Below are 23,751 nucleotides of genomic sequence, written 5' to 3' on the forward strand. Positions count from 1 at the left end.
TTGATTTGTTTTGTTCAATGTCGCAGCCGACTTTTACTATAATACTCTCTTTAGTGACCAAAGTCAATACTTATTTTAAAAAAGTTTTCAAGTTTTTCAAAATAAATGAATAAAGGCGAGCACAGCTCACCTTACATCCTTATATAAACTATTTATTTTCTTATTTAACGTTATACATTCCATGGGTATGCATATAATTGAAAAGCTCTTCACCATGTCTTTGTTCTTCCTTTTGAATATGCTGTAATGCTTCCCTTACCTCCTTATTTGCAGACTCAAACACTCCAATATCATAAAATCCAGATACATATTTTTCAGTGGCTAATAGGTCACTACAAAGTAAAGCATCTTCAGGATTGTTAAAAGACATATTATTAGCGGTAAATATAGCAGGGGTCTGGTCATTACTCATGCTTTGATCACTATGTGTTAAGTTTGGCTTCTTGCCTTGCAACAACTCATTAATAATATTATAGTGATGTTGCTCCTCTGAAGCTAATTTATTTAGTAATTGCTTTAGATTAGGATCTTTTGCTTGATTGGCAAAGCTTTGATATTTTTTAACACAGACATCTTCTTGATGTTTTCCATCCTCTAAAATCATTCTTTCTTTTTGACTCAAATTTATTTGCATAATATACCTCCCATTTGTTCTATTTAATGGTAGTTTTTACTTTGAGCCATGTTTTATTCATTGATTGGTGTTAGAAAATAAAAAAAGCTTCTATCAAAGTGTTAATGAATTAAAGAAACCTTTTTTTGAACTACATTTGGGTTAAGTTCATATTAAAGCAAGTAATATTTTCTTATAAGTTATAATAAAGGCTTTATATAAATAAGGACTAAAAATATTTTTCTATTCTATCAAATATACTATCCCAAGACATTTTCTTTATCTCTTTTTCAATGCTATAATCTATAATATATCCTCTATATATCTTTTGAATTTGCTTTTCAATTGCAATTTGAAGTCTATGTTCAAATAATGGTAACTCTTCTTCTAATGGTTTATCCACTTGAATCATTCTAGGTAATCCAACATATTCTATTGCTCCACTATTATTAATAATATTCCCTAAGTTAGATATTAACCCCGGAATTTCCGTTACAACTATTAACAATCCACTAGCTAAAGCTTCTATTGTGACTAGAGATAGACCTTCATAGAAGGAAGGTAATACAAATATGTCCGCCTCTCTAAAAATTCTCCCTAAATCTTCTTGGCTCAATTCACCTAGAAAATTTATATTTCCCTTCAGCCTAAATCCTAACTCTTTAATATACCGCTCTTCTTCTCCTGTACCTGATCCCACTAACAAAAGTTTAATATTATATTTTTCACTTATATTCTTAAATACCTTAAGTAAGGATACTACACCTTTAGCGTAACTTAATTTACCTGCATATACTATTTTTATATTTTCATCATATACTTTATTTAATGGAGGGAAGAATATATCTCCTTTATACCCTCCTCCCATAACTATTATTTTGTCATTAGAAATACCATATACCTTGTTAATGAGCTGTCTTTGTTCTTCGCTTAAGGATAAGATCAAATCAAGCTTTCTACAACCATTTAATACTTCTTTTCTATATTGAGGGCATTTTTCAAGTTGTCTAATATCTGTACCATGGCATATACCTATTACCTTAATATCCTCAGCAATTTCCTTTACTAAAGAGGTAGATAGCCATAGATGATGAGATAATATAATATCAGGCTTTAAATTCTCTATAGCATTAGTTATTGCTTTTATAAAACCTTCTTTCCATCTATTTAACATATCCTCAGTTAAATCACAATACTTAGTACTTTCATAAGGCATGATATCACTCATGCCTACTATTGGGAATGGAATCTCTTTTGTATTAAAGGTTACGGGATAGAAGTTGTCTATATTTTTCAAATTAATAATATCTCCATTATGTATTCCTGAAACAAGGCCTTGAATATGTCCTTTTTTCTTTCCCTCAGATATTAATGCCTGTAAATATGTTCCACTTCCTGTCTTTCCAGGATATTGAGATATAATATGCAAAATCTTCTTCATTTGTATTCCTCCTTATTTAAGGCAAGAGATTCATATAATATGCTCAGATATAGTTAAAAAAATAAGGCAGGAATTTTTTATCCTGCCACATAGTTCAATGACTTATTATTCATCTAAAAATTTCATAGTTGTCCTACGACGCTCCTATCTTATGGACTATTCGTCCAAAGGCTTCATGGTTGGAAATAACAATATATCTCTAATGCTTGGTTGATCTGTAAGTAGTATTATCATTCTATCTATACCAATACCAAGCCCTCCTGTAGGTGGAAGCCCTACCTCTATTGCATTTAGGAAATCTGTATCCATAGGATGTGCTTCATCATCTCCTAGATCCTTTTGTTTAACTTGATCTTCAAATCTTTGTCTTTGATCAATTGGATCATTTAACTCTGAGAAAGCATTAGCTAGCTCCCAAGTATTGATAAATGCTTCAAACCTATTGGTCTTTCTCGGATCTTCTGGATTTCTCTTAGCAAGAGGTGATATCTCTACTGGATGTCCTGTAATAAACGTAGGCTGAATTAAATGTGCTTCACAAAATTCTTCAAACATCTCTGATATTATATGACCTCTAGTCATACCAGGTTTAACCTCAAGTCCCTTTGCCTTAGCAATAGCAATAGCTTCTTCATCAGTATTAATTGTAGAGAAGTCTACACCAGTAAATTCTTTTACTGCATCTTCCATATCTAATCTTCTCCATGGCGGAGATAATTCTATTTCAGTACCTTGGTAATTTATTTTAGTCGTTCCTAAAGCCTTCTCTGCTACATAAGCAAAAAGGTTTTCGGTTAATCTCATCATTTCTTCATAATCAACATATGCCTGATAAAGCTCTATATTCGTAAACTCAGGATTATGTTTTGGACTCATACCTTCATTTCTGAACATTCTACCCATTTCATAAACTTTTTCAAACCCACCAACTATAAGTCTTTTTAGGTATAGTTCATTTGCTATTCTTAAGTACATGTCGATATCTAATGCATTATGATGTGTAGCAAAAGGTCTTGCATTTGCTCCGCCTGCTATTGGACTTAAAATTGGAGTCTCTACTTCCAAAAATCCTTTTTCATCTAAATATTCTCTTACTGCCTTAATAATCTTTGTTCTAATAATAAAGGTTTCTTTAACCTCAGGATTTACTATTAAATCTACATATCTTTGTCTATATCTTAAGTCTTGATCTTTTAGTCCATGGAATTTTTCTGGTAGGATTTGTAAGGATTTGCTCATTATAATTATTTCTTCAGCCCTTATAGATATCTCACCAGCGTTTGTTTTAAATACTTCTCCATTTACTCCTATAATATCTCCAAGATCTAAAAGACTTAAATCTTTGTAAGCTTCTTCACCTAATACATCTTGTTTTGCAAAGATTTGAATACGTCCTTCGCTATCTTGTAAATCTATAAAACTAACCTTTCCATGTCCACGTCTAGACATAACTCTTCCTGCAACTGCTACCTTCTTCCCGTCTAACTCTTCGAATTTGTCCTTAATAGTAGAGCTATGATGTGTATAATCAAATTTTTCAACTAGGAAAGGATTCTTGCCCTTTTGAATTAATTCTTTAAGCTTTTCCCTTCTCATCATCAGCATTTCATTTAAGTTTAATTCCGTTTCTCCCATTACTCTACCTCCTTAGTTTGTTAATACTTTTTATCTAGTAATAGTTAGTATTTGATATTCTATTTTCCCGTCTGGAACTACTACTTCCACAATGTCACCAGACATATGTCCTAAAAGTGCAGACCCTACAGGAGACTCATTTGATATTTTACCATTATAGGGATCAGCCTCTGCGGACCCTACTATAATAAATTCCATTTCTTCATCATATTCTAAATCTTTTACTAAAACTTTAGAACCAATACCTACAACATCAGTTGTAATATCATCTTCATCTATTATTTTTGCATTTCTCAGCATCATCTCTAATTTTGCAATTCTTTCTTCCAATTGAGCTTGATCATTTTTCGCTTGGTCATATTCTGAATTTTCACTTATATCTCCAAAGCTTAAAGCTTGCTTTATCTTTTCAGCAATTTCCTTTCTTCTAACAGTCTTTAGATCATCTAATTCATCTTCTAGCCTTTTTAATCCATCTTCTGTTAAGAATACATCTCTTTCTGGCATTTCACTCTCTCCTTTAACTAATAAATATTAGTGCTTTTTAAACTTACTTATAATATTATTTATCTATGCAAAACTATTAACATTAATAGAAATAAAGTACATTTCCTACTTGTATGCAAGATATTATAATCAAGTGGAACCATAATGTCAAGTACTTAGAACTTTCCTTTGACTTTTATAAACAAATTTACATAATCTTTTATTGAATAGTAGTTTCCTTCTGAATATAAATATTTTATATCTTTTTTTCTATCCTCTACTAAAGCCTCAAATAAATTAGAAAGAACCCTATTTTGCATCATTCTATTTTTATTAACGCCTAAATCATTGAAATTAAATGCAAAATCTTGGATAAAAGGAGGTCTTTTATTATTATGCAAGGAGTTTCCCTGTCCAAAGTCAAAGACTATACAATTTCTCCTTACCTTAGAAAAATCTAGACTCAAATCATCCATTAAGTTAATTATCATACTATAATTTTCTAAGATTCTATCAATATTTACTGGATAAAATAGAGATAATCCTGTTTCCTCCAAAATATATTCATAAATTTCATCATTATATTCTTCACAGCCTATTGCAGTTACAAACCTAACATCCTTTGAAATTTCTTTGATTGTTCGTTTTGTTTTCTCTTTGTCATCACATATAACTAAAATCTCCTTTTCAGCTATATCCTCTTTCATTAAATTACATATATCTTTCATTACTAAAGGAAGATTATTTATTCTAGTTTCTTCTCCATCTAGTATTTTCATATTTGTAAATTCTTGAATATGATATATAGTTTCCTTATTTAACTTCTCATATCCTTCAATAAATAATTTTGTACAGTCTTCATCCTTAAGTTTCATTATAGCATTTAAATATTCTTTAAGCTTATATTCATCATCAAAATCAATAGGTTTCAAATTTATTCCAGCCATCCTACCTATTATATCATTTTCTCTCATAATATTATCTATTATTTTAGGCTTAATTCTAGGTAAAATAAACTCTGGAATATATTTTATAAATCCTTCTTTATAGTACTCTAAATATTTCTCACTATCTAATATATATAAAAGTCCTATAATAACCCTCCTCTCTAATTTTAACTCTATTATATGAGAAAGGCATTATATTCATTACATATTGCTATGAATAAAGACCAATATATTCAAGCAATATTCTTTCCATCTCTTCTTTATTATCAATTGTATATATAAGATTTTTTACCTCATTTGAATTCCTCAACCCTTTTAAATACCAAGCAGTATGTTTTCTCATTTCTCTTACTCCAACTCTCTCACCTTTTATAGAACAAACAAGATTTAAATGTTTTATACACATACGAACAATTTCTTCAGGAGAAGGTAATATATCTTCTTTTCCTGTCATCAAGTTAATTATCCTTTTAAATATCCATGGATTTCCTTGAGAACCTCTACCTATGGCTATAGCATCACAATTAGTCAACTCAAACATTCTAACCCCGTCCTCTGGTTCAAAAATATCGCCATTTCCTATGACAGGTATAGTAACACTTTCTTTAACTTTCTTGATAAAATTCCAATCAGCTTCTCCAGAATAAAACATATCTCGAGTTCTTGCATGAACAGTTAATGCAGAAATTCCTTCTTCCTCTGCTATCTTTGCTAAATCTACCCCATTAATATTATCATGATCCCATCCCATTCGTATCTTTAGGGTAACAGGCTTATTGGACACCTTCACCACCTCTCTTAGTATTTTTCTAGCTAATATAATATCTTTCATTAAAGCACTACCATCGCCATTTTTAACTATCTTAGGTGCAGGACAGCCCATATTTATATCTATAATATCTATATCTTCTCTAGGATTTAAATATTCTTCTACAATATTTGCCATTATTTCTGGATCAGATCCAAATATTTGAATTGCTATCGGTCTTTCTTTAGGATTTACTTGTAATAAAGTCTTAGTTCCAGGATCCTTATAATATATCCCCTTGCTACTAACCATCTCAGAAACTACTAATCCCGCTCCCATTTCCTTACATAGTATTCTAAAAGCTAAATCTGTGACTCCTGCCATAGGAGCTAAGAATACATTATTCTCCAATTTTACATTTCCTATTCTCATACATTCACCTCGAATATTAGAAAAGTAAGTAGCTATTTAGCTACTTACTTATTTCTTTCAAATACTATCCTCAAGCCTTCTAAAGTCAGTAATTTATCTATCTTTTTAATATATTTACTTTCTGCTGCGATAAGGTTTGAAAATCCTCCAGTTGCTATGATATTTACTGTTCTTTCATTTTCTCCCATTTCCTTAATCATCTTTTCTATTATATAGTCAACCATTCCTATATATCCAAATACTAATCCTGACTGAATACTATTTATTGTATTCTTTGCTATTACTCTATCTGGCTTTGCGATTTCTACCTTAGGAAGTTTTGCTGTTCTCATAAATAATGCTTCAGAAGAAATTTTAATTCCTGGAGTAATAGCACCTCCTAGATAATCTCCTTCTTTAGATACTGCACAAAATGTAATTGCCGTACCAAAATCTACGATTATTAAAGGACCACCATATTTTTCATAAGCGGCTACAGCATTTACTATTCTATCAGCCCCTACTTCTCTTGGGTTATCATATTTTATATTCATTCCAGTTTTAACTCCAGGACCTACTACAATAGGATCTATACCAAAGTATTTTATACTCATAGCTGGTAAAGTATGCATCAATGGTGGTACTACAGAAGAAATAATAACATCTTTTACTTCTTTTGGGTCTAATCCATGATATCTAAAAATTTGCTCAAATAAAAGTCCATATTCATCAGACGTTCTATCCTTTTCTGTTGCAATTCTCCAATCGTATAATAATTGTTTATCTTTATATACTCCGAATACTACATTAGTGTTACCAACATCTATTACTAATAACAATAGCTTCACACCTCGTTTCTTATCCCTTACTCTTCAAAGCTCCTACTACAGAAGTCACTATTATAATCCCTATAATAGCCTCAGGTATACCATTAGTTATACCTATCCCAAAAATAATTTTTCTTGCAGTGGAAACATCTCCCCCTATAGCTTCTACAAATCTTTCAGCATAAAACAAATATATCATGGAAAGAACTCCCATAGTATTGGTTAATGTTCCTATAGCAGAAGCTATTACAACATCTAATGCTTTATCCTTAAACTTAATCTGAGTAAAATAAGCTATTACTAAAGTCAATATTATAAGAACCATATTCATTAAAGTCATCCACATGCTCTGTGAATTTATAATATTTATATATATTCCATAAGATAAATATCCTATTATTCCTACCCACATCAAATATAATATTGCCATAGTCTTATTCTTACCTAAATTACTTAGAGCATTATATACATAGTATGACACTATTCCTATTAATACTCTTGGTAATACTGAAACCAATGGATTTAAAAATACAAATGATACTGGTGTTGGATTAGTTAGAGCTTGAAAAATACTAAATAATCCAAATATCAAACCTACAAATCCACCCACTATCGGACCTTCCATTACTGCCCCAATAATAACAGGTATATGCATTATTGTTGCCCTTGTAGGCCCTACAGGTATAAAGCCTAATGGAGTCATACCTAATACTGCCGAAATAGCACCTAACACTCCAATAATGGCCATCTTTCTTACATTAAATCCTTTTTCTTTTACCATTAAAATCCCTCCCGCTCTAGTTCCTTTTATTTTTGGATACCAGTCGATAAAATATTCAACTTTAAAATCCATTCAGTCCAACTCTAGTTGATGTTGGCCTTCTGACAAAAACATTATAATTCTATTTTTATATTAATGCAATATTATTTTTATGACCTAACCCGATTTATGGTGAATTTCCATAAATTGATGGTAGGTCAAACGGAGCGTAGGTCCTATCGGACACCACTGAATTATACCCTACGGGGTAGATAGAGGCAGCAAGTAAATAGATTGGAGTTGCGAGACTGCGAAATTGTTCATTATTGATTATCAATTCTCAACTTTTAATATCTCTATATGCATTTAATCCGTGACTACCTTCTGCAAACAATACTCCATTTATTATAGCCTTACTCATAACTTCAGCTGCTAATGTTCCTATAAGGCTAATGTCTGCCTTTATTTCATTAGTGGCCATAGTAAATATAGTATCGCCATCTAACATGGTATGTATTGGATCTATAGATCTTGCATAACCATTATGAGCCATTTCAGAAATTTTATTTGCTTCTGCCTTAGTTAGAATTGCATTTGTTCCTATTACACCTATAGTTGTATTCTGTACATTAAATCCTAAATCTTTATTCATATCTTTCATAATTTCTACAGTGTTTAATAGGCTATTATTTTTATAATCATATACTCCTGCAATTTGCCTATTCAATCTAAAATCATATATATCACCAAAACTATTTACAGAAACTATAGCTGATACCATCAAATCCCCTACTTTTACAGTTGCTGAACCTAGTCCCGATTTCATAGCCCCCTGTGGTCCTAGAATCTTTCCTATTGTAGCTCCCATGCCACATCCTATATTCCCTTGCCTATTTTCATAAGAGGTTGCAATTTCAGCAGCCCTATATCCCATATTAAAATCAGGTCTAATCTTATAATTTCCGATATTTAAATCAAATATAACAGCAGAAGCCACTATGGGAACTTTAGTCACTCCCACGTCAAGTCCAATATTTTGTTCTTCTAGATATTTCATAACACCAGATGCAGCCTCCAAACCAAATGCAGACCCACCGGATAAAACTATAGCATGAACCTTATCTACCATCTTTTCTGCCTTAAATAAATCTGTCTCTCTAGTCCCCGGAGCCGATCCCCTTACATCTACTCCACCTGTTGCCCCTTGCTCACATATAATCACAGTACACCCAGTCATGCCTTCCTCTGACTGTACATGGCCTACTTTAATACCTTGAACATCAGTTATATAACCTTGATACATAATTTCACCCCTTTATTCAATTAACAATTCACAGTTCACAATTCACAATTAAAAGATAAAACCTTAAATAATACACATATACAAGATATTGATAACAAATAATAAATAGGATTACAATAGATGTTTTTTCTATTGTAATCCATAATTTATCATCTTTTAATAATTGTGCACTATGCATTGTGCATTGTGAATTGTCTTTAGCCTCCGAAGAAATTCAATAGCAGACCTGCCGCTATAGCTGAACCTATTACTCCTGCTACGTTTGGTCCCATAGCATGCATCAACAAGAAGTTTCTTGGATTAGCTTCCTGCCCAACTTTTTGAGATACTCTAGCTGCCATTGGCACCGCTGATACTCCAGCAGATCCTATAAGTGGATTAACCTTACCACCTGAAACCTTATACATAATTTTACCAAATAATACTCCTGCTGCTGTACCTATACAAAACGCTATAAGTCCTAACCCTATTATTTTTAAAGTCTCCAATTTTAAGAATGTCTCAGCATTAGCTGTAGCTCCTACTGTTGTTCCTAAAAATATTGTAACTATGTTTATCAATTCATTTTGTGCTGTTTTTGACAATCTATCAGTTAGTAAAGATTCTCTAAATAAATTACCCAACATTAGCATACCTACTAAAGATGCTGCTGATGGCAATAGTAAAGAAACTATTATTGTAACCATAATAGGAAAAATTACCTTCTCCTTTTTTGATACTGGTCTTAGCTGATCCATTACTACTTCTCTTTCAGCTTTAGTAGTCAAAGCCTTCATAATTGGTGGCTGAATAATAGGAACTAAAGCCATATATGAATAAGCCGCAACTGCTATTGGCCCTAATAAATGTGGTGCTAGCTTAGATGTTAAATATAATGCTGTTGGTCCATCTGCACCACCAATGATACCAATACTAGCTGCTTCTGGGCCTGTAAACCCTAATAAAATTGCACCTACGAAAGTAACAAAAATACCAAATTGCGCTGCTGCTCCAAGTAATATACTTTTTGGGTTTGCAATAAGTGGTCCAAAATCTGTCATAGCTCCTACACCTAAGAATATAAGCGGTGGATATATACCTAGTTTAACACCTTGGTATAAGTAATATAAAAGTCCTCCATTTTCCACAGTTTTGGAGACTAACTCTCCAGTTACTGGGTCTGGAACTATTTGTACAACTGGCGGTGCCATTAGACCTGCTTCAGGTAGGTTAGCTAACAGCATACCAAATGCAATTGGAATAAGTAACAGTGGTTCAAATCCTTTAGCGATTGCTAAATATAGCAATACACAGGATACCAAGATCATTAAAGCCTGTCCCCAAGTTAAGGCAGCAATTCCTGTGCTCTGGAAAAAATCCAGCAATATATCTCCTAAGTTCATGAAATTTACCTTCCTTTCTTAGTGGAATTAGTCTAATACTACTAATCTATCACCTGTGTTAACAGTAGCCCCTTGTGTAGTATTGATACTAGCAACAACCCCATCTCTAGGAGCTAGTATTTCATTTTCCATCTTCATAGCTTCTAGGATTAATAAAATATCTCCAGCCTTAACCTTATCTCCTTCTTTTACTTCTATCTTCCAAATGTTACCTGGCATCGGAGCTTCTACTACTTCTTGTCCATCTGATACTACTACTTCCTTTTTCTCTTCCTTTGGAGCTGGTGCTGGCGTAGCTTTTGGTGCTGGTGCCGCTACTGGTGCTGGCGCCACTGGAGCTGCTGGTCTTTTTGACTCTCCCCCTGCTATCTCTTCAACTTCTACTTCATAAGAATTACCGTTAACACTTATTATAAACTTTCTCATTGCTATGCCTCCTTAGAAATTTTTATTATAACGAATAGGAAAATTCTACTTTTTTATTTATATCTAGGAATTTTCCGTCAATGAGTTTTAAGCAGATTACCCAAATCTTTGATTTTGTGCAAGTCGCTTATGCAATAGCCAATAAAAGCTTCCTTAGTTATACTTCCAATGAAGCTTCTATTATAGTTTACCGTATATCTGTTCTTGTCTGCCAGCTGTTGCCCAAGCAGGAGAATTTTGAGGTATTCTTCTAATACTTTTTATATTTACCTCTGGTGCACTAACTCCTAAACTTGCCGCTATAGCCGCAGCAATAACCGCTACCAATTCCTCATCATTTGTAGTAGCTTCTTGTCTCTTCTCCTTCACTGGCTCTTTAGCTTTAATCGGTGTTTCTGGTTTCTTAGTATCTTCAGCTTTATTTTTCCCACCTATACTCTTCAGCACAGATATAAACATTGCCAGTACTATTAAACCTACAAACACTACTACCATACTAAATACCGTGATTATTAAACTATCTCCAAAACTAATAATATCACCCAATTATTTCACCTCTTTATACTGGCATGTTGCCATGTTTTTTTGCAGGTCTATTTTCTCTCTTAGACTCTAACATATCAAAAGCAGAAATTAATCTAGGTCTTGTAATGCTTGGAACTAATATATCATCTACGAATCCCCTTTGAGCTGCAATATATGGATTAGCTACAGTATCTCTGTATTCGGCAATCTTTTCTTGTCTAGTTTCTATTGGATTATCAGAGTTCTCAATATCCTTTTTAAATATGATATTCGCAGCACCATCAGGTCCCATAACTGCTATCTCAGCATTTGGCCATGCAAATACTTGATCTGCTCCTAAATCCTTAGAACACATTGCAAGGTAAGCTCCGCCATAAGCTTTTCTAACTATTAAAGTAACCTTTGGTACAGTTGCTTCACTATAGGCATATAGCATTTTAGCACCATGTCTAATGATTCCACCATATTCTTGCTCAGTACCCGGTAAGAATCCTGGAACATCTACTAAATTAAGTAGTGGAATATTAAAAGCATCACAAGTCCTAATAAATCTTCCTGCCTTATCTGATGCGTTGATATCTAAACATCCAGCTAATATCTTAGGTTGATTAGCAATAACTCCTATGGTCTTGCCGTTTAATCTAATATATCCAGTTATTATATTTTGTGCATAATATGGCTGAATTTCAAAGAAATCTCCACTGTCAGCTAAAAGTTTTATAATTTCTTTCATATCATAGGGTTTATTAGGATTAACAGGAACTATTTCATTTAATTTTTCTTCTACTCTATTTATTTCATCTTCTATAGCATAGATTGGTGCTTGTTCTAAATTATTTGAAGGTAGGAAAGATAATAACTCTTTAATTCTTTCAATACATTCAGCTTCTGTTTTGTCCACAAAATGTGCAACTCCAGATATTTTGTTGTGAGTATTTGCACCGCCCAGTTCTTCCTGTGTAACCTCTTCACCTGTTACAGATTTAATTACTTGAGGTCCAGTAATAAACATCATACTAGTCTTATCTACCATAAATATAAAGTCTGTTAAAGCTGGCGAATAAACTGCACCACCTGCTGAAGGCCCCATTATAACTGAAATTTGAGGTATAACTCCAGATGCAATAGTATTTCTATAGAATATCTTTCCATATCCTGATAAAGCATCTACTCCCTCTTGGATTCTAGCTCCACCCGAATCATTAAATCCTACAATTGGTGCTCCCATTTTCAATGCCATATCTTGTACCTTACAAATCTTAGCAGCATGCATCTCACCTAAAGATCCACCTACTACCGTAAAGTCTTGGGCATAAGTAAATACAAGTCTTCCATCTACTGTACCATAACCAGTAACTACCCCATCTGCAGGAGCCTCTACCTTTGCCATATCAAAGTTTGTACATCTATGTTCTACAAACTTGTCAACTTCTACAAAACTACCTTCATCAAATAGAAGGTTAATTCTCTCTCTTGCAGTAAGCTTTCCTGACTTATGATGCTTTTCAATTCTTTGCTCCCCACCACCAAGCTCAATTTTCTTAGCAGTTTCTAGAAGCCTTTCAATTTTTTCCTTCATATTTACCCTCCTTTTTTTGTTAAGTACTTAATCCCTTTGACAAAGCTCTATAAGCACTCCAAATGTTGACTTTGGATGTAAAAAGGCAATTTTTGCACCGCCAGCACCATATCTTGGTTTCTCATCAATCATCTTAATTCCTTTTTCCTTTAGTTCTTCTATAGCCTTTTCAATATCATCTACTCTATAAGCAATATGTTGGATTCCTTCACCCTTTTTCTCGATAAACTTAGCTATGGGACCATCTTCTTCAGTAGATTCAAGTAATTCTACTTCCGTATCTCCTATAGGCAAAAAAGCCACCTTAACTTTTTGCTCTTCAACTACTTCCTTATCTACACATTTCATACCTAGGATATCTTCATAAAATTTTAATGTTTCATCTAAATTTTTTACAGCAATACCTATATGATCAACCTTACCAACCATTTGATTACCTCCCTTTCTTCAATTATCAATTAATAATTAACGATTAACAATGTTTAAGCAATAGTCAATTAACTGTTAATTGTTCTTTATTAATTGTTAATTAATTTTATTATCTCATCTCTGGCAGTATAAGGATCTGTTTCTCTTAAAGTAACTTCCCTTGCTAGGTTTTCAATTAGATCTTCCTTAACTGCCTTATCTAATATCAATTTCATTAAATCTTCTTCAACCATCTTCAAAATTTCTAATTTATTATTTCTTATTCTTATCTTTTCTAGCTCATTATTTTTTTCTAGATATTCTCTGTGCTCTAAAATCTTTTCTAGAAGAATATCTATATCTTTATTTTGTCCTGCTGATACTTTAATCACTGGTGGTCTATAATCACTATATTCATTTAAGTCTAAATTCATCTCTATTTCTACCTTAGTTTTATCTGCACCGTCTAAGTCAGATTTATTAATTGCAAACACATCTGCTATCTCCATTATTCCTGCTTTTATAGCTTGAATATCATCACCTAAATTGGGAACCATAACCATAAGTACAGTATCTGCAGTCTTTACTATATCTACTTCTGATTGTCCAACTCCCACTGTTTCTATGAAAATGTAATCACAACCAAAAATATCTAGTACCTTTATAGCACCCCAAGTAGCTTTTGACATACCTCCTAAAGAACCACGGGTACCCATGCTTCTTATAAATACATCTTTATCTAGGGCAAGATCACTCATTCTAATTCTATCCCCTAATATAGCCCCGCCGCTAAAGGGACTGGTAGGGTCCACAGCTATTATACCTACCTTTTTACCTTGTTTTCTAAGTTCCTTAGTCAACTTATCAGTTAAAGTAGATTTACCAGCTCCAGGAGGTCCTGTTATTCCGATCACATAGGCCTTACCTGATTCCTTATATAGTTTCTTTAATATATCTATTGCTTCCTTTTCATTGTTTTCCAACATAGTAATAAGTCTTCCACATGCTCTCTTACTACCTTGTAATAAACGTTCGCTTATATTCAAATAAGACACCACCTATTTTCTTTTAAGGTTATTTGTAATAAACTCTATTACATCCTTTGTTGGTGTACCTGGAGTAAAAATAGCCTCTATACCTGATTCTATTAGATAAGGAATATCATCTTCTGGGATAACTCCTCCTCCAATTACAAGCATATCATCTACTCCCTCTTCTCTTAATAAATTAACTACCTTTGGAAATAAGTGATTATGAGCTCCTGACAATATACTCATAGCTACTACATCAACATCCTCTTGAACAGCAGCAGCTACTATTTGTTCAGGTGTCTGTCTTAGCCCTGTGTATATAACTTCCATACCTGCATCTCTTAATGATCTTGCAATTACCTTTGCACCTCTATCATGTCCATCAAGTCCAGGCTTAGCTACTAAAACTCTGATTGGTCTATCCATATTTTTATATACCTCCCGATTTATTCAGTTCACAATTCACAATTGTTGTGGGTCTAGCTGTAGGGTCCCTTCTCAGCAGCCTGTGGTCGTTGTTTTAATTGTGAATTGTGCATTACTCATTATTATAATATTACTGATTGCTGATATTCACCGAATACTTGGCGTAAAACATTACAAATTTCTCCAAGGGTTGCGTATGCTTTTACAGCATTCAATATAAATGGCATTAAGTTTTCTTCCGTATTAGCCTTTTCCTTTAGTGTACTTAATGCTCTTTCTACTTCTTCATTATTTCTTTCCGCTCTTAAGGTTTTTAGTTTCTCTCTCTGATTTATTTCAACCGTCCTATCTACCTTTAACAATTCCTTCTTGTCCGTTTCTTCAATTTGGAATTTGTTTACCCCTACAACTATTCTATCAAGGGATTCTACTTCCATTTGATATCTATACGCTGCATTTTGAATTTCTTTTTGAATATATCCTTTTTCTATCGCTTTAGGCGCTCCACCTAATTCATCTATTGTTTCTATATATTTAGTTGCTTCTTCTTCAATCTTATTAGTTAAACTCTCGATATAGTAGGAGCCAGCCAATGGATCTATTGTCTCAGTTACTCCAGATTCATGAGCTACAATTTGCTGAGTTCTAAGTGCTATTCTAACGGAGTCTTCAGTAGGTAGTGCCAAAGCCTCATCCCTTGAATTTGTATGAAGTGATTGAGTTCCACCAAGAACTGCCGCTAATGTTTGAATAGTAACTCTTATTATGTTATTATCAGGTTGTTGAGCCGTTAGTGTAGATCCTGCTGTTTGAGTATGGAATTTAAGTTGCATTGATTTTGGATTTTTTGCATTAAATCTTTCCCTCATTATTTTGGCCCAAAGTCTTCTAGCTGCCCTATATTTAGCTACTTCCTCTAATAAGTCATTGTGAGCATTAAAGAAGAAGGATAATCTTGGTGCAAAATCATCTACGTCAAGTCCAGCATCAATAGCTGCTTCAACATACGCTATACCATCTGCTAATGTAAATGCAACTTCTTGTGATGCAGTAGAACCTGCTTCTCTTATATGGTATCCACTAATACTTATTGTGTTCCAAGCTGGAACTTCCTTTGAACAATATTCAAAAATATTAGTAATTAATCTCATAGATGGTTCTGGCGGGAATATATAAGTTCCTCTTGCTATGTATTCTTTCAAAATATCATTTTGTATTGTTCCTCTTAATTTCTCCTTTGAAACACCTTGCTTTTCTGCAACAGCAATATACATTGCTAACAAAACAGATGCTGGTGCATTTATAGTCATAGAAGTACTAACTTTATCTAAAGGTATACCATCAAACAATACTTCCATATCCTTTAGTGAATCTATAGCTACTCCAACTTTACCAACTTCACCTTCAGATAATCCATCATCTGAATCATATCCTATTTGTGTAGGCAAATCGAAAGCAACACTTAATCCAGTTTGGCCTTGTTCTAGCAAATATTTATATCTCTGATTTGATTCTTCAGCAGATGCAAACCCTGCATATTGTCTCATAGTCCAAAGTCTACCTCTATACATCGTAGATTGAACACCTCTTGTAAATGGGTATTCTCCCGGAAGTCCTAGATCCTCATTATAATCCATATCTTCTATGTCTATAGGAGTATATAGTCTATCTACTTCAATATTGGAACCTGTAGTAAACTTCTGTTTCCTTTCAGGAAATCTTGATAAAGACTTCTGAACTACCTCTTTATCCCATTGCTCAACTGATGCTTTAACTTCTTCAATCTTATTATCATCAAACAACTCATTTACCTCCTTATTATGGTGATTTTGTAAATTTCCTCAAAAGTTATCTTCATAGTCTATTATAGTAATAAGTAGTAGAATTTTGCAACATATATTTCAATATATTTTAAAAATGAATGGAATATTGCATTTTTATATATGAGTATGTATAGATTCCTTCAGAAATGCATAAAAGAAATGCATAGAAAATAATACTAATGATATTTATCTTTCATTAGTATTAAACTTCAAATCGTTAGCAAAATATTTTTTATTTAATAAACTTTTTTATTTGTTTGCTTCCATTGTAAATATCTAGCATGTACTCCTTTAACACATACCATAATTGCTTTTTGAGAATATCCAAAAAAACGTTTATCAATCTTGTCAACAATTTCATCTACACCATCTTTATCAATATTATGTCCAACTATTAAATATGCTAAAAATTCCTTACACAAGTCAGAAATTAATGTTACCATGATATCTTCTATAATTCCTGTTTCTGTGTTAATTAAAAACCCAACCCCTACTACTTTATGTACATAGGTGGCAGAAATATCATCTGGAAGTTTAGAATAATGAACAAAATATACAGTTTCTTGACCAAAATCTTTTACTTCTCTCATTAGATACATCCTTTCTATATATTTATTTAGAAGGCTGCACTAAAATGCGCAGCCTTCTCTTCATTATTGTATACCCAATGTTTTCCTTGCTTCATCTGGAGTTGCAATTTCTCTCCCTAGTTCCTTTGCTATTCGTACTACCCTCTCTACTAGCATTTGATTAGTTGCTAATAATCCTCTATCATATAATATTGTATCTTCAAGTCCTGTTCGTGTATGTCCTCCTAACAATATGGACATAGTCAGCATAGGTATTTGACTATATCCAATTCCTGATACTGTAAATGTGGAGCCTTCTGGTAGAGACTCAATCATATGCAAAAGATTCCTAGGGGTGCCCTTTACTGATCCTCTTACATTCATTACTAGGTTAAATTGCAATGGTTCCTTAAGTACTCCTTCCTTTAATAACAATGCTGCATTATCGATCATACCTAAATCAAAAGCTTCTATCTCTGGCTTTATATTATTAGCATACATTTTAGCCGCTAATTCTTTTATTAGCTCAAAGGAATTAGCATTTACTTGTGAAGCAAAATTAGATGATCCAGTAGATAAGCTTGCCATTTCAGCATTTAGATCCAACATTTGCCCACGCCACTCAGCAGTATTGCCTCCACCCCTTGCACCAGTAGATAATTGAGTTATAATATTACAATCTCTTTCCTTCAATTTATTTAATACTTCATTATATAAATTTTTATCACAAGTAGGTTCTCCTTTTTCATCTCTTACATGAATATGAGCTACAGATGCTCCCGCTTGTCTGCATTTAATAATATCTTCCACTATCTCATCTACAGTAATAGGCGTATATGGATTCATTTCTTTAGTTGGAACATTTCCTGTTAGTGCTATAGTTATTATTAACTTTTCCTTTCTATAGGTCATGCTATTACCCCCTGCAATTCCTCAGATGTTTTTTTTATTGCATTTTCTAATTTTTCATATAGTAAATCTATTTCTTCTTTAGTTATATTTATTGGAGGAGCTAACAATATATGATCACCTCTTACTCCATCAACTGATCCTCCACCTGGATATGGAACTAAACCTTCCTTTAAACAATTATTAGTAATTTTACCTCTCACATTGCTGGATACATCAAATGGCTCTTTTGTTTCTTGATCTTTAACAAACTCAACACCTATCATAAGACCTTTTCCTCTAATGTCTCCCACTATAGGATAATTATATAAATCTTCTAATTTCTTCATTAGATAATTTCCTTGTACAGCACAATTTTCAATAAAATTATCTCTTTCAATGATTTCCATTACCTTATCAGCAATTCCACAGGACAATGGATTACCTGCGTAAGTATGACCATGAATAAAATTACCTGAACCTCTAACCATAATTGTTTCAAAGACTTCAGAACTACATACTGCTGCACCTATTGGAGTATATCCACTACTTAAACCTTTGGCAACTACTATGATGTCTGGCTTAACATCGAAATGATTTGATGCCATTTTCTTTCCTGTTCTACCTGAGCCTGACATGACCTCATCCATTATAAATAGAATGTCATATTTATCACAGATTTCTCTTACCATATCAAAATAGATTTTTTCAGGATAGGAACCCGGTGCTGCCGATCCTACTACTGGCTCAGAAATAAATGCAGCAATATTATCTGATCCATGACGCTGAATCTCTATTTCCAATTCTTTGGCAGCAAGTATACTGGTTTCTTCTAAAGTTTTTGCTCCCCAAGGGTTTCTATAATGATAGAATTGGCTGATCTTAGGGAAATTAGTTAACAAAGGATCATAAATTTTTCTTCTTCCTATGGTTCCTGTCATTGATAGAGATCCTAATGTTGCACCATGATAAGAATTCCATTTGGATATAATCTTCCACTTACTCGATTTGTTCCCATCTCTTTCGACATAATATTGCCTTGCCATCTTCATTGCAGTTTCTGTTGCTTCAGAACCACCAGATACAAAATATACATGATTTAATCCCTTGGGACACCAAGACACAATTCTTTCTGCACATTTTTCAATTGAGTCAACTGTCCATCTAGATAAGTGAGTAAAAGCAATTCTTTCAATATGTTCCTTTGCAAACTCAGCAATCTCCTTATTGCCATGACCTATATTCGCTACTGCAGACCCAGAACATCCATCTATATATTTTTTTCCATCTTCCCCAATTAAATATATTCCTTCTCCCTTTTCAATCCTAGGATAAATCCAATTTTGATTTCTATAAAATACACAGTTCTTTGGTGCCTTGTTTGAACTCATTGTAATTCTCCCTTCTTAAGATATACAGTTAATATTTATTTCTAACTAACTTCTTTTGCCGTGAGAATGCCTCCATATTTAAATATTTCTCTATTCAAGTCTTTTTCTAGTGATGCTACAGAAACCGCCACTACTAAATCACCAACAGAGTTAGTAGAAGTATGAATTTGATCAACAATTCTATAAACTCCAGCTATTAATGCTATACCATCTAATGGAATTCCTAGATTGGTTAATAATGCTATTGAAATAATAAGCCCTGTCTGAGGTGCAGCAGCACACCCGATAGCCAGCATTGTGGCTGTTAAAACTAACATTATCTGTTGACTCAAAGAAATATCTATGCCATAAAGCTGAGCAGCAAACATTACAACAACTCCAAAATATATACCAGTTCCGTTCATATTTGCAGTCGCACCTAGAGGTAAAACAAAACTTGCAGTCTCCTTTGGAATTCCCATTTCATTAGTACCTATCTTCATGGCCACTGGCAGAGCAGCAGCACTACTACACGTACTAAATGCTATGGCCCAAGACTGAAATGCTTTTTTAAAGAACTTAATAGGATCTACCTTTCCTATAAAATATAGTATTAATGAATAATACACTGCAATTGTAAATATATTTGCACCATAATCAACTAATATAAACTTAAATACAGGGCCAAATATTCCTACACCAAATGCTGTAACTGCTTTTGCCATAAGTCCAAATACTCCAATTGGAGTAAACTCTATAACAATATCAACTACTTTATACATCATTTCAGAACATCTATCTACCAAATCAATAATAGGTCTTCCCCTTTCACCCATTAGTAATAACCCCGCACCACAGAAAATACCAAATGAAATTATATGAAGCATCTCACCTTGTGCTAATGATTCAAAAATGTTCGCAGGGAATAATCCTAATATTGATTCGAATACTGTTGGAAGTTCTCTAATAACAACTTCACCAGCATTCAACTCTGTAATATTTAGTCCAGCACCTGGTTTAAATATATTAGCCATTACAACACCAGTTCCTATGGATAAAAAACCTGTTAACATAAAGAAAAATAGTGTTTTTATACCAACTGATCTAAGTTTTCTAATTTCACTTAAATTTGCAACTCCGCTAATTATTGAGAAAAGCACTAAGGGAACAACTATCATACGAATAAGCCTCAAGAAAATATCTCCTAAAAGTCCCAGCCACGGTACCAAATAAGTGACAAAAGGCTCATCTTTACCTATTGCTGATAATATAGCTCCTGCCATAATACCTAAAAATAAACCGATGAAAATTTTATGAAACAATTTCAGTTTTTTTGGTTTTGACATTAATATACCTCCTCTTTTCTCCTATCAATAATTAATCTACTACCCTCCTTTCACAAAAATAAAAAACCCAGTATTAATGGAAATGGCAAACCATTAATACTGGGTTTTATTTGCTTCGCAAACTGGGGATACCATTTTGCTACAAATAAAGCAGTATTGCTCTATTATTTAAAATTATCTAATAACATTATATAGCATTCTGTTAAAGGTGTAAAGTGTTTTTCAGAAAATTGTATAAATTTTGTCACAAATTAATATTTAGTAAATTTGTATATAAAAAATGGGCTCCTCCTAACTGAGGATTGCCCAACTTTTATGCTCCAACAAATAGCTCTTCGAATTCCTTACCATCTATGGTTTCTTTTTCTAGTAAAGTTTCTGCTACTTTATGAAGTTTATGAATATTATCTTTTAATAATTGTTCTGCTTTATTATATGCAGTATCAATTAGTTGTCTCATTTCTTTGTCTATGGCAGCTGCCACATCTTCACTATAATTTCTAGTTCTACCAAAGTCTCTCCCTACAAATACCTCTTCATCATCAGTACCGTAAGTCATAGGTCCAAGTTTATCACTCATACCATAATGAGTAACCATAGATCTAGCAATCTTAGTAGCTCTTTCAATATCATTTTGAGCACCTGTACTTATATCTCCTAAAACTAAAGCCTCTGCTACCCTACCGCCAAGAAGAGTTACAAGTCTTCCTTCCATTTGTTTTTTCGTTAAAAAGCTTCTGTCTTCTTCTGGTATATAGGCAGTAAACCCTCCAGCCATTCCTCTTGGTATAATCGTTACCATATGAACTGGGTCTGTATCAGGAGTAAGCCTAGAGGTAAGTGCATGACCTGCCTCATGATAAGCTGTAAGTTTTCTTTCTTTTTCACTAACAACTTTGGATTTCTTTTCAGGTCCTGCTTGAACTTTTATAGATGCTTCTTCTATCAAATGCATAGGTATAGTTCTTAGCCCAAACCTTGCTGTAAGTAATGCTGCCTCATTTACTAAGTTCTCTAAGTCTGCAGGAGTAAATCCTACTGTTCTCTTAGCAACTACTTGTAAGTCTACATCACTATCTAATGGTTTGTTCTTTGTATGAACCTTTAATATTTCCTCCCTACCTCTTACATCAGGTAATCCTACATAAATTGTTCTATCAAATCTACCTGGACGAAGAAGTGCTGGGTCAAGTATATCAGCTCTATTAGTTGCTGCCATTACAATTATTCCTTCATTAGTCGCAAATCCATCCATCTCAACTAATAGTTGGTTTAGTGTTTGCTCCCTTTCATCATGACCTCCACCAAGTCCTGCTCCTCTTCTTCTACCTACAGCATCAATCTCATCAATAAACACTATACAAGGAGCATTTTTCTTTGCCTGCTCAAATAAATCTCTAACACGACTGGCACCAACACCTACAAACATCTCTACAAAATCAGAACCTGATATAGTAAAGAAAGGCACTCCCGCTTCACCTGCTACAGCTTTAGATAAATAGGTCTTACCTGTTCCAGGAGGTCCAACTAATAATACTCCAGTTGGAATTCTAGCACCAATTTCAATATATTTTCTAGGCGTTCTTAAGAAATCTACTATTTCTTTTAGTTCTTCTTTTTCTTCTTCCAATCCTGCTACATCAGAAAATGTAATTATTTTTCCATCTTCTTCCTTGACCATCCTAGCTCTGGATTTTCCAAAGGACATTACTTTTCCTCCACCACCCTGGGACTGCTGCATAAATACAAACCAAAATACTGCAAAAACAAGAAGCATTAATATAGTTGGAATCGCACTTACAAACCAAGGAGTTGTAGGTTCTAACTCAGAACTTAGGGTAATTTGTTTACTATCTACTAAGTCCTTTAAATAATCGGAATAAAACGTATATCTCATTTCATCAGGTAATATGGTGGTAAACTGGGTATTATCCTTTAGTTTACCTTGTACTTCTTTACCTATTATCTTGATACTTTCAACTCTACCATTATGCAAATGTCCTACCAATTCAGTTACGTCGATTTTCTTGACCTGTTCTACATCATTTCCAAACGTTGTTACTAGAAACATTATTACAATTACTATTAGTAGGTACACACTAATACCTTTGAAAAATCTTCTCAATACAAGTCCTCCCTCCTCTTATGAGTAGATAATATCTTTTTATTATACCATCATTATATAGTTTTTTCAACCTTGGCCTAACTATATACTTCTTCCTTAAGTGCTGCTACATAAGGTAGATTTCTCCCTATTTCAGAATAATCTAGTCCATATCCTACTACAAATTCATCTGGAATAGCAAAGCCTAAATAATCTACAGATACATCAACTTTTCTTCTCTCTGGTTTATCCAAAAGAGTACAAACTTTAACAGATGCAGCTCCTCTTTTCTTTAAATTGTCTGTTAAATAAGCTAATGTATAGCCAGTATCTATTATGTCCTCTACAATTAGTACATCCTTATTCTCTACACTAAAATCTAAATCCTTTATTATTCTAACTTCACCAGTAGAAGTTGATGATCTTCCATAGCTTGACACAGCCATAAAATCCATACCTATTGGCATCTTTATATTTCTAGCTAAATCTGACATGAAAATAACAGCACCCTTCAATATCCCTACCAAAATTAAATCTTTACCTTTATAGTCCTCCATAATTTGTTTTCCTAGTTCTTTTACCTTCTCTTCAATTTCATCTTCTGTTACTAATACGCTCTTGATTATATTTTCCATTATAATCCTCCTTCTTATGTATTGTTAATTAATTATTAAAAAGGCTTCTATCGAAACATTATAAGGTT

At 33.2% G+C, this 23,751-nt stretch carries 23 protein-coding genes; all 23 read right to left on the reverse strand.

Annotation, left to right across the window (positions count from 1 at the left end):
- Window positions 1-160: 160 nt before the first annotated feature.
- The 23 genes from RDK80_RS12195 to hpt all read right to left on the reverse strand — a co-directional run bounded on the left by RDK80_RS12195 (window position 161) and on the right by hpt (window position 23,683).
- Window positions 161-634, reverse strand: a complete 474-nt coding sequence (locus tag RDK80_RS12195; RefSeq protein WP_094902694.1) for a spore coat protein — start codon at window positions 632-634, stop codon at window positions 161-163.
- Between the two features lie 208 nt (window positions 635-842).
- Window positions 843-2,054 (reverse strand): glycosyltransferase family 4 protein, encoded by a 1,212-nt coding sequence (locus RDK80_RS12200; RefSeq protein WP_094902692.1) that lies wholly within the window; start codon window positions 2,052-2,054, stop codon window positions 843-845.
- 156 nt (window positions 2,055-2,210) lie between these two features.
- Window positions 2,211-3,689, reverse strand: a complete 1,479-nt coding sequence (gene lysS / locus RDK80_RS12205; protein ID WP_094902690.1) for a lysine--tRNA ligase — start codon at window positions 3,687-3,689, stop codon at window positions 2,211-2,213.
- 30 nt (window positions 3,690-3,719) lie between these two features.
- A complete protein-coding gene (gene greA / locus RDK80_RS12210; RefSeq protein WP_216560734.1) occupies window positions 3,720-4,196 on the reverse strand; it encodes a transcription elongation factor GreA in 477 nt (158 codons plus the stop codon).
- A gap of 155 nt (window positions 4,197-4,351) precedes the next feature.
- Window positions 4,352-5,149, reverse strand: coding sequence for a hypothetical protein (locus tag RDK80_RS12215; RefSeq protein ID WP_308524414.1), 798 nt, complete (start codon window positions 5,147-5,149; stop codon window positions 4,352-4,354).
- 184 nt (window positions 5,150-5,333) lie between these two features.
- Window positions 5,334-6,302, reverse strand: a complete 969-nt coding sequence (gene dusB, locus RDK80_RS12220; protein WP_216560738.1) for a tRNA dihydrouridine synthase DusB — start codon at window positions 6,300-6,302, stop codon at window positions 5,334-5,336.
- 44 nt (window positions 6,303-6,346) lie between these two features.
- Window positions 6,347-7,120 (reverse strand): type III pantothenate kinase, encoded by a 774-nt coding sequence (locus tag RDK80_RS12225; protein ID WP_216560740.1) that lies wholly within the window; start codon window positions 7,118-7,120, stop codon window positions 6,347-6,349.
- A 19-nt stretch (window positions 7,121-7,139) separates the two neighbouring features.
- A complete protein-coding gene (locus tag RDK80_RS12230) occupies window positions 7,140-7,889 on the reverse strand; it encodes an ECF transporter S component (RefSeq protein WP_094902684.1) in 750 nt (249 codons plus the stop codon).
- A gap of 319 nt (window positions 7,890-8,208) precedes the next feature.
- On the reverse strand, window positions 8,209-9,171 hold the full coding sequence (locus RDK80_RS12235) for a P1 family peptidase (RefSeq protein ID WP_308524415.1): 963 nt from the start codon (window positions 9,169-9,171) through the stop codon (window positions 8,209-8,211).
- A 197-nt stretch (window positions 9,172-9,368) separates the two neighbouring features.
- On the reverse strand, window positions 9,369-10,553 hold the full coding sequence (locus RDK80_RS12240) for a sodium ion-translocating decarboxylase subunit beta (protein ID WP_094902680.1): 1,185 nt from the start codon (window positions 10,551-10,553) through the stop codon (window positions 9,369-9,371).
- Between the two features lie 27 nt (window positions 10,554-10,580).
- Complete coding sequence (locus RDK80_RS12245) at window positions 10,581-10,979, reverse strand: DUF2118 domain-containing protein (protein WP_094902678.1); 399 nt, start codon at window positions 10,977-10,979, stop codon at window positions 10,581-10,583.
- A gap of 180 nt (window positions 10,980-11,159) precedes the next feature.
- Complete coding sequence (locus RDK80_RS12250; RefSeq protein WP_094902676.1) at window positions 11,160-11,525, reverse strand: OadG family protein; 366 nt, start codon at window positions 11,523-11,525, stop codon at window positions 11,160-11,162.
- 13 nt (window positions 11,526-11,538) lie between these two features.
- The gene (locus RDK80_RS12255) at window positions 11,539-13,083 is read right to left on the reverse strand and encodes an acyl-CoA carboxylase subunit beta (protein WP_094902674.1); all 1,545 of its coding nucleotides are present in this window, start codon (window positions 13,081-13,083) and stop codon (window positions 11,539-11,541) included.
- 27 nt (window positions 13,084-13,110) lie between these two features.
- Complete coding sequence (gene mce / locus RDK80_RS12260; protein WP_094902672.1) at window positions 13,111-13,512, reverse strand: methylmalonyl-CoA epimerase; 402 nt, start codon at window positions 13,510-13,512, stop codon at window positions 13,111-13,113.
- 89 nt (window positions 13,513-13,601) lie between these two features.
- Window positions 13,602-14,537, reverse strand: coding sequence for a methylmalonyl Co-A mutase-associated GTPase MeaB (meaB, locus tag RDK80_RS12265; protein WP_308524416.1), 936 nt, complete (start codon window positions 14,535-14,537; stop codon window positions 13,602-13,604).
- Window positions 14,538-14,549: 12 nt separating this feature from the next.
- On the reverse strand, window positions 14,550-14,948 hold the full coding sequence (locus RDK80_RS12270; RefSeq protein ID WP_094902670.1) for a cobalamin B12-binding domain-containing protein: 399 nt from the start codon (window positions 14,946-14,948) through the stop codon (window positions 14,550-14,552).
- A 122-nt stretch (window positions 14,949-15,070) separates the two neighbouring features.
- Window positions 15,071-16,750 carry a methylmalonyl-CoA mutase family protein gene (locus RDK80_RS12275; RefSeq protein ID WP_308524417.1) on the reverse strand — a complete coding sequence of 560 codons (1,680 nt, stop codon included), beginning with the start codon at window positions 16,748-16,750 and terminating at the stop codon, window positions 15,071-15,073.
- A 257-nt stretch (window positions 16,751-17,007) separates the two neighbouring features.
- Complete coding sequence (locus RDK80_RS12280) at window positions 17,008-17,361, reverse strand: DUF3870 domain-containing protein (RefSeq protein WP_158220142.1); 354 nt, start codon at window positions 17,359-17,361, stop codon at window positions 17,008-17,010.
- Window positions 17,362-17,424: 63 nt separating this feature from the next.
- Window positions 17,425-18,252, reverse strand: coding sequence for a 3-keto-5-aminohexanoate cleavage protein (locus tag RDK80_RS12285; protein WP_094902664.1), 828 nt, complete (start codon window positions 18,250-18,252; stop codon window positions 17,425-17,427).
- The gene (locus RDK80_RS12290; RefSeq protein ID WP_308524418.1) at window positions 18,249-19,619 is read right to left on the reverse strand and encodes an aspartate aminotransferase family protein; all 1,371 of its coding nucleotides are present in this window, start codon (window positions 19,617-19,619) and stop codon (window positions 18,249-18,251) included. Before RDK80_RS12290 ends, RDK80_RS12285 begins: the two co-directional genes overlap by 4 nt.
- Before the next feature lie 41 nt (window positions 19,620-19,660).
- Entirely contained in the window at window positions 19,661-20,944 is a 1,284-nt protein-coding gene (locus RDK80_RS12295) for a dicarboxylate/amino acid:cation symporter (protein ID WP_308524419.1), read from the reverse strand.
- A 313-nt stretch (window positions 20,945-21,257) separates the two neighbouring features.
- Complete coding sequence (gene ftsH / locus RDK80_RS12300) at window positions 21,258-23,069, reverse strand: ATP-dependent zinc metalloprotease FtsH (RefSeq protein ID WP_216560772.1); 1,812 nt, start codon at window positions 23,067-23,069, stop codon at window positions 21,258-21,260.
- Window positions 23,070-23,146: 77 nt separating this feature from the next.
- Window positions 23,147-23,683, reverse strand: coding sequence for a hypoxanthine phosphoribosyltransferase (gene hpt, locus RDK80_RS12305; protein ID WP_094902658.1), 537 nt, complete (start codon window positions 23,681-23,683; stop codon window positions 23,147-23,149).
- Between the last annotated feature and the right edge of the window lie 68 nt (window positions 23,684-23,751).

Source organism: uncultured Tissierella sp. (assembly GCF_902479755.1).
Taxonomy (GTDB): Bacteria; Bacillota; Clostridia; order Tissierellales; family Tissierellaceae; genus Tissierella; species Tissierella carlieri.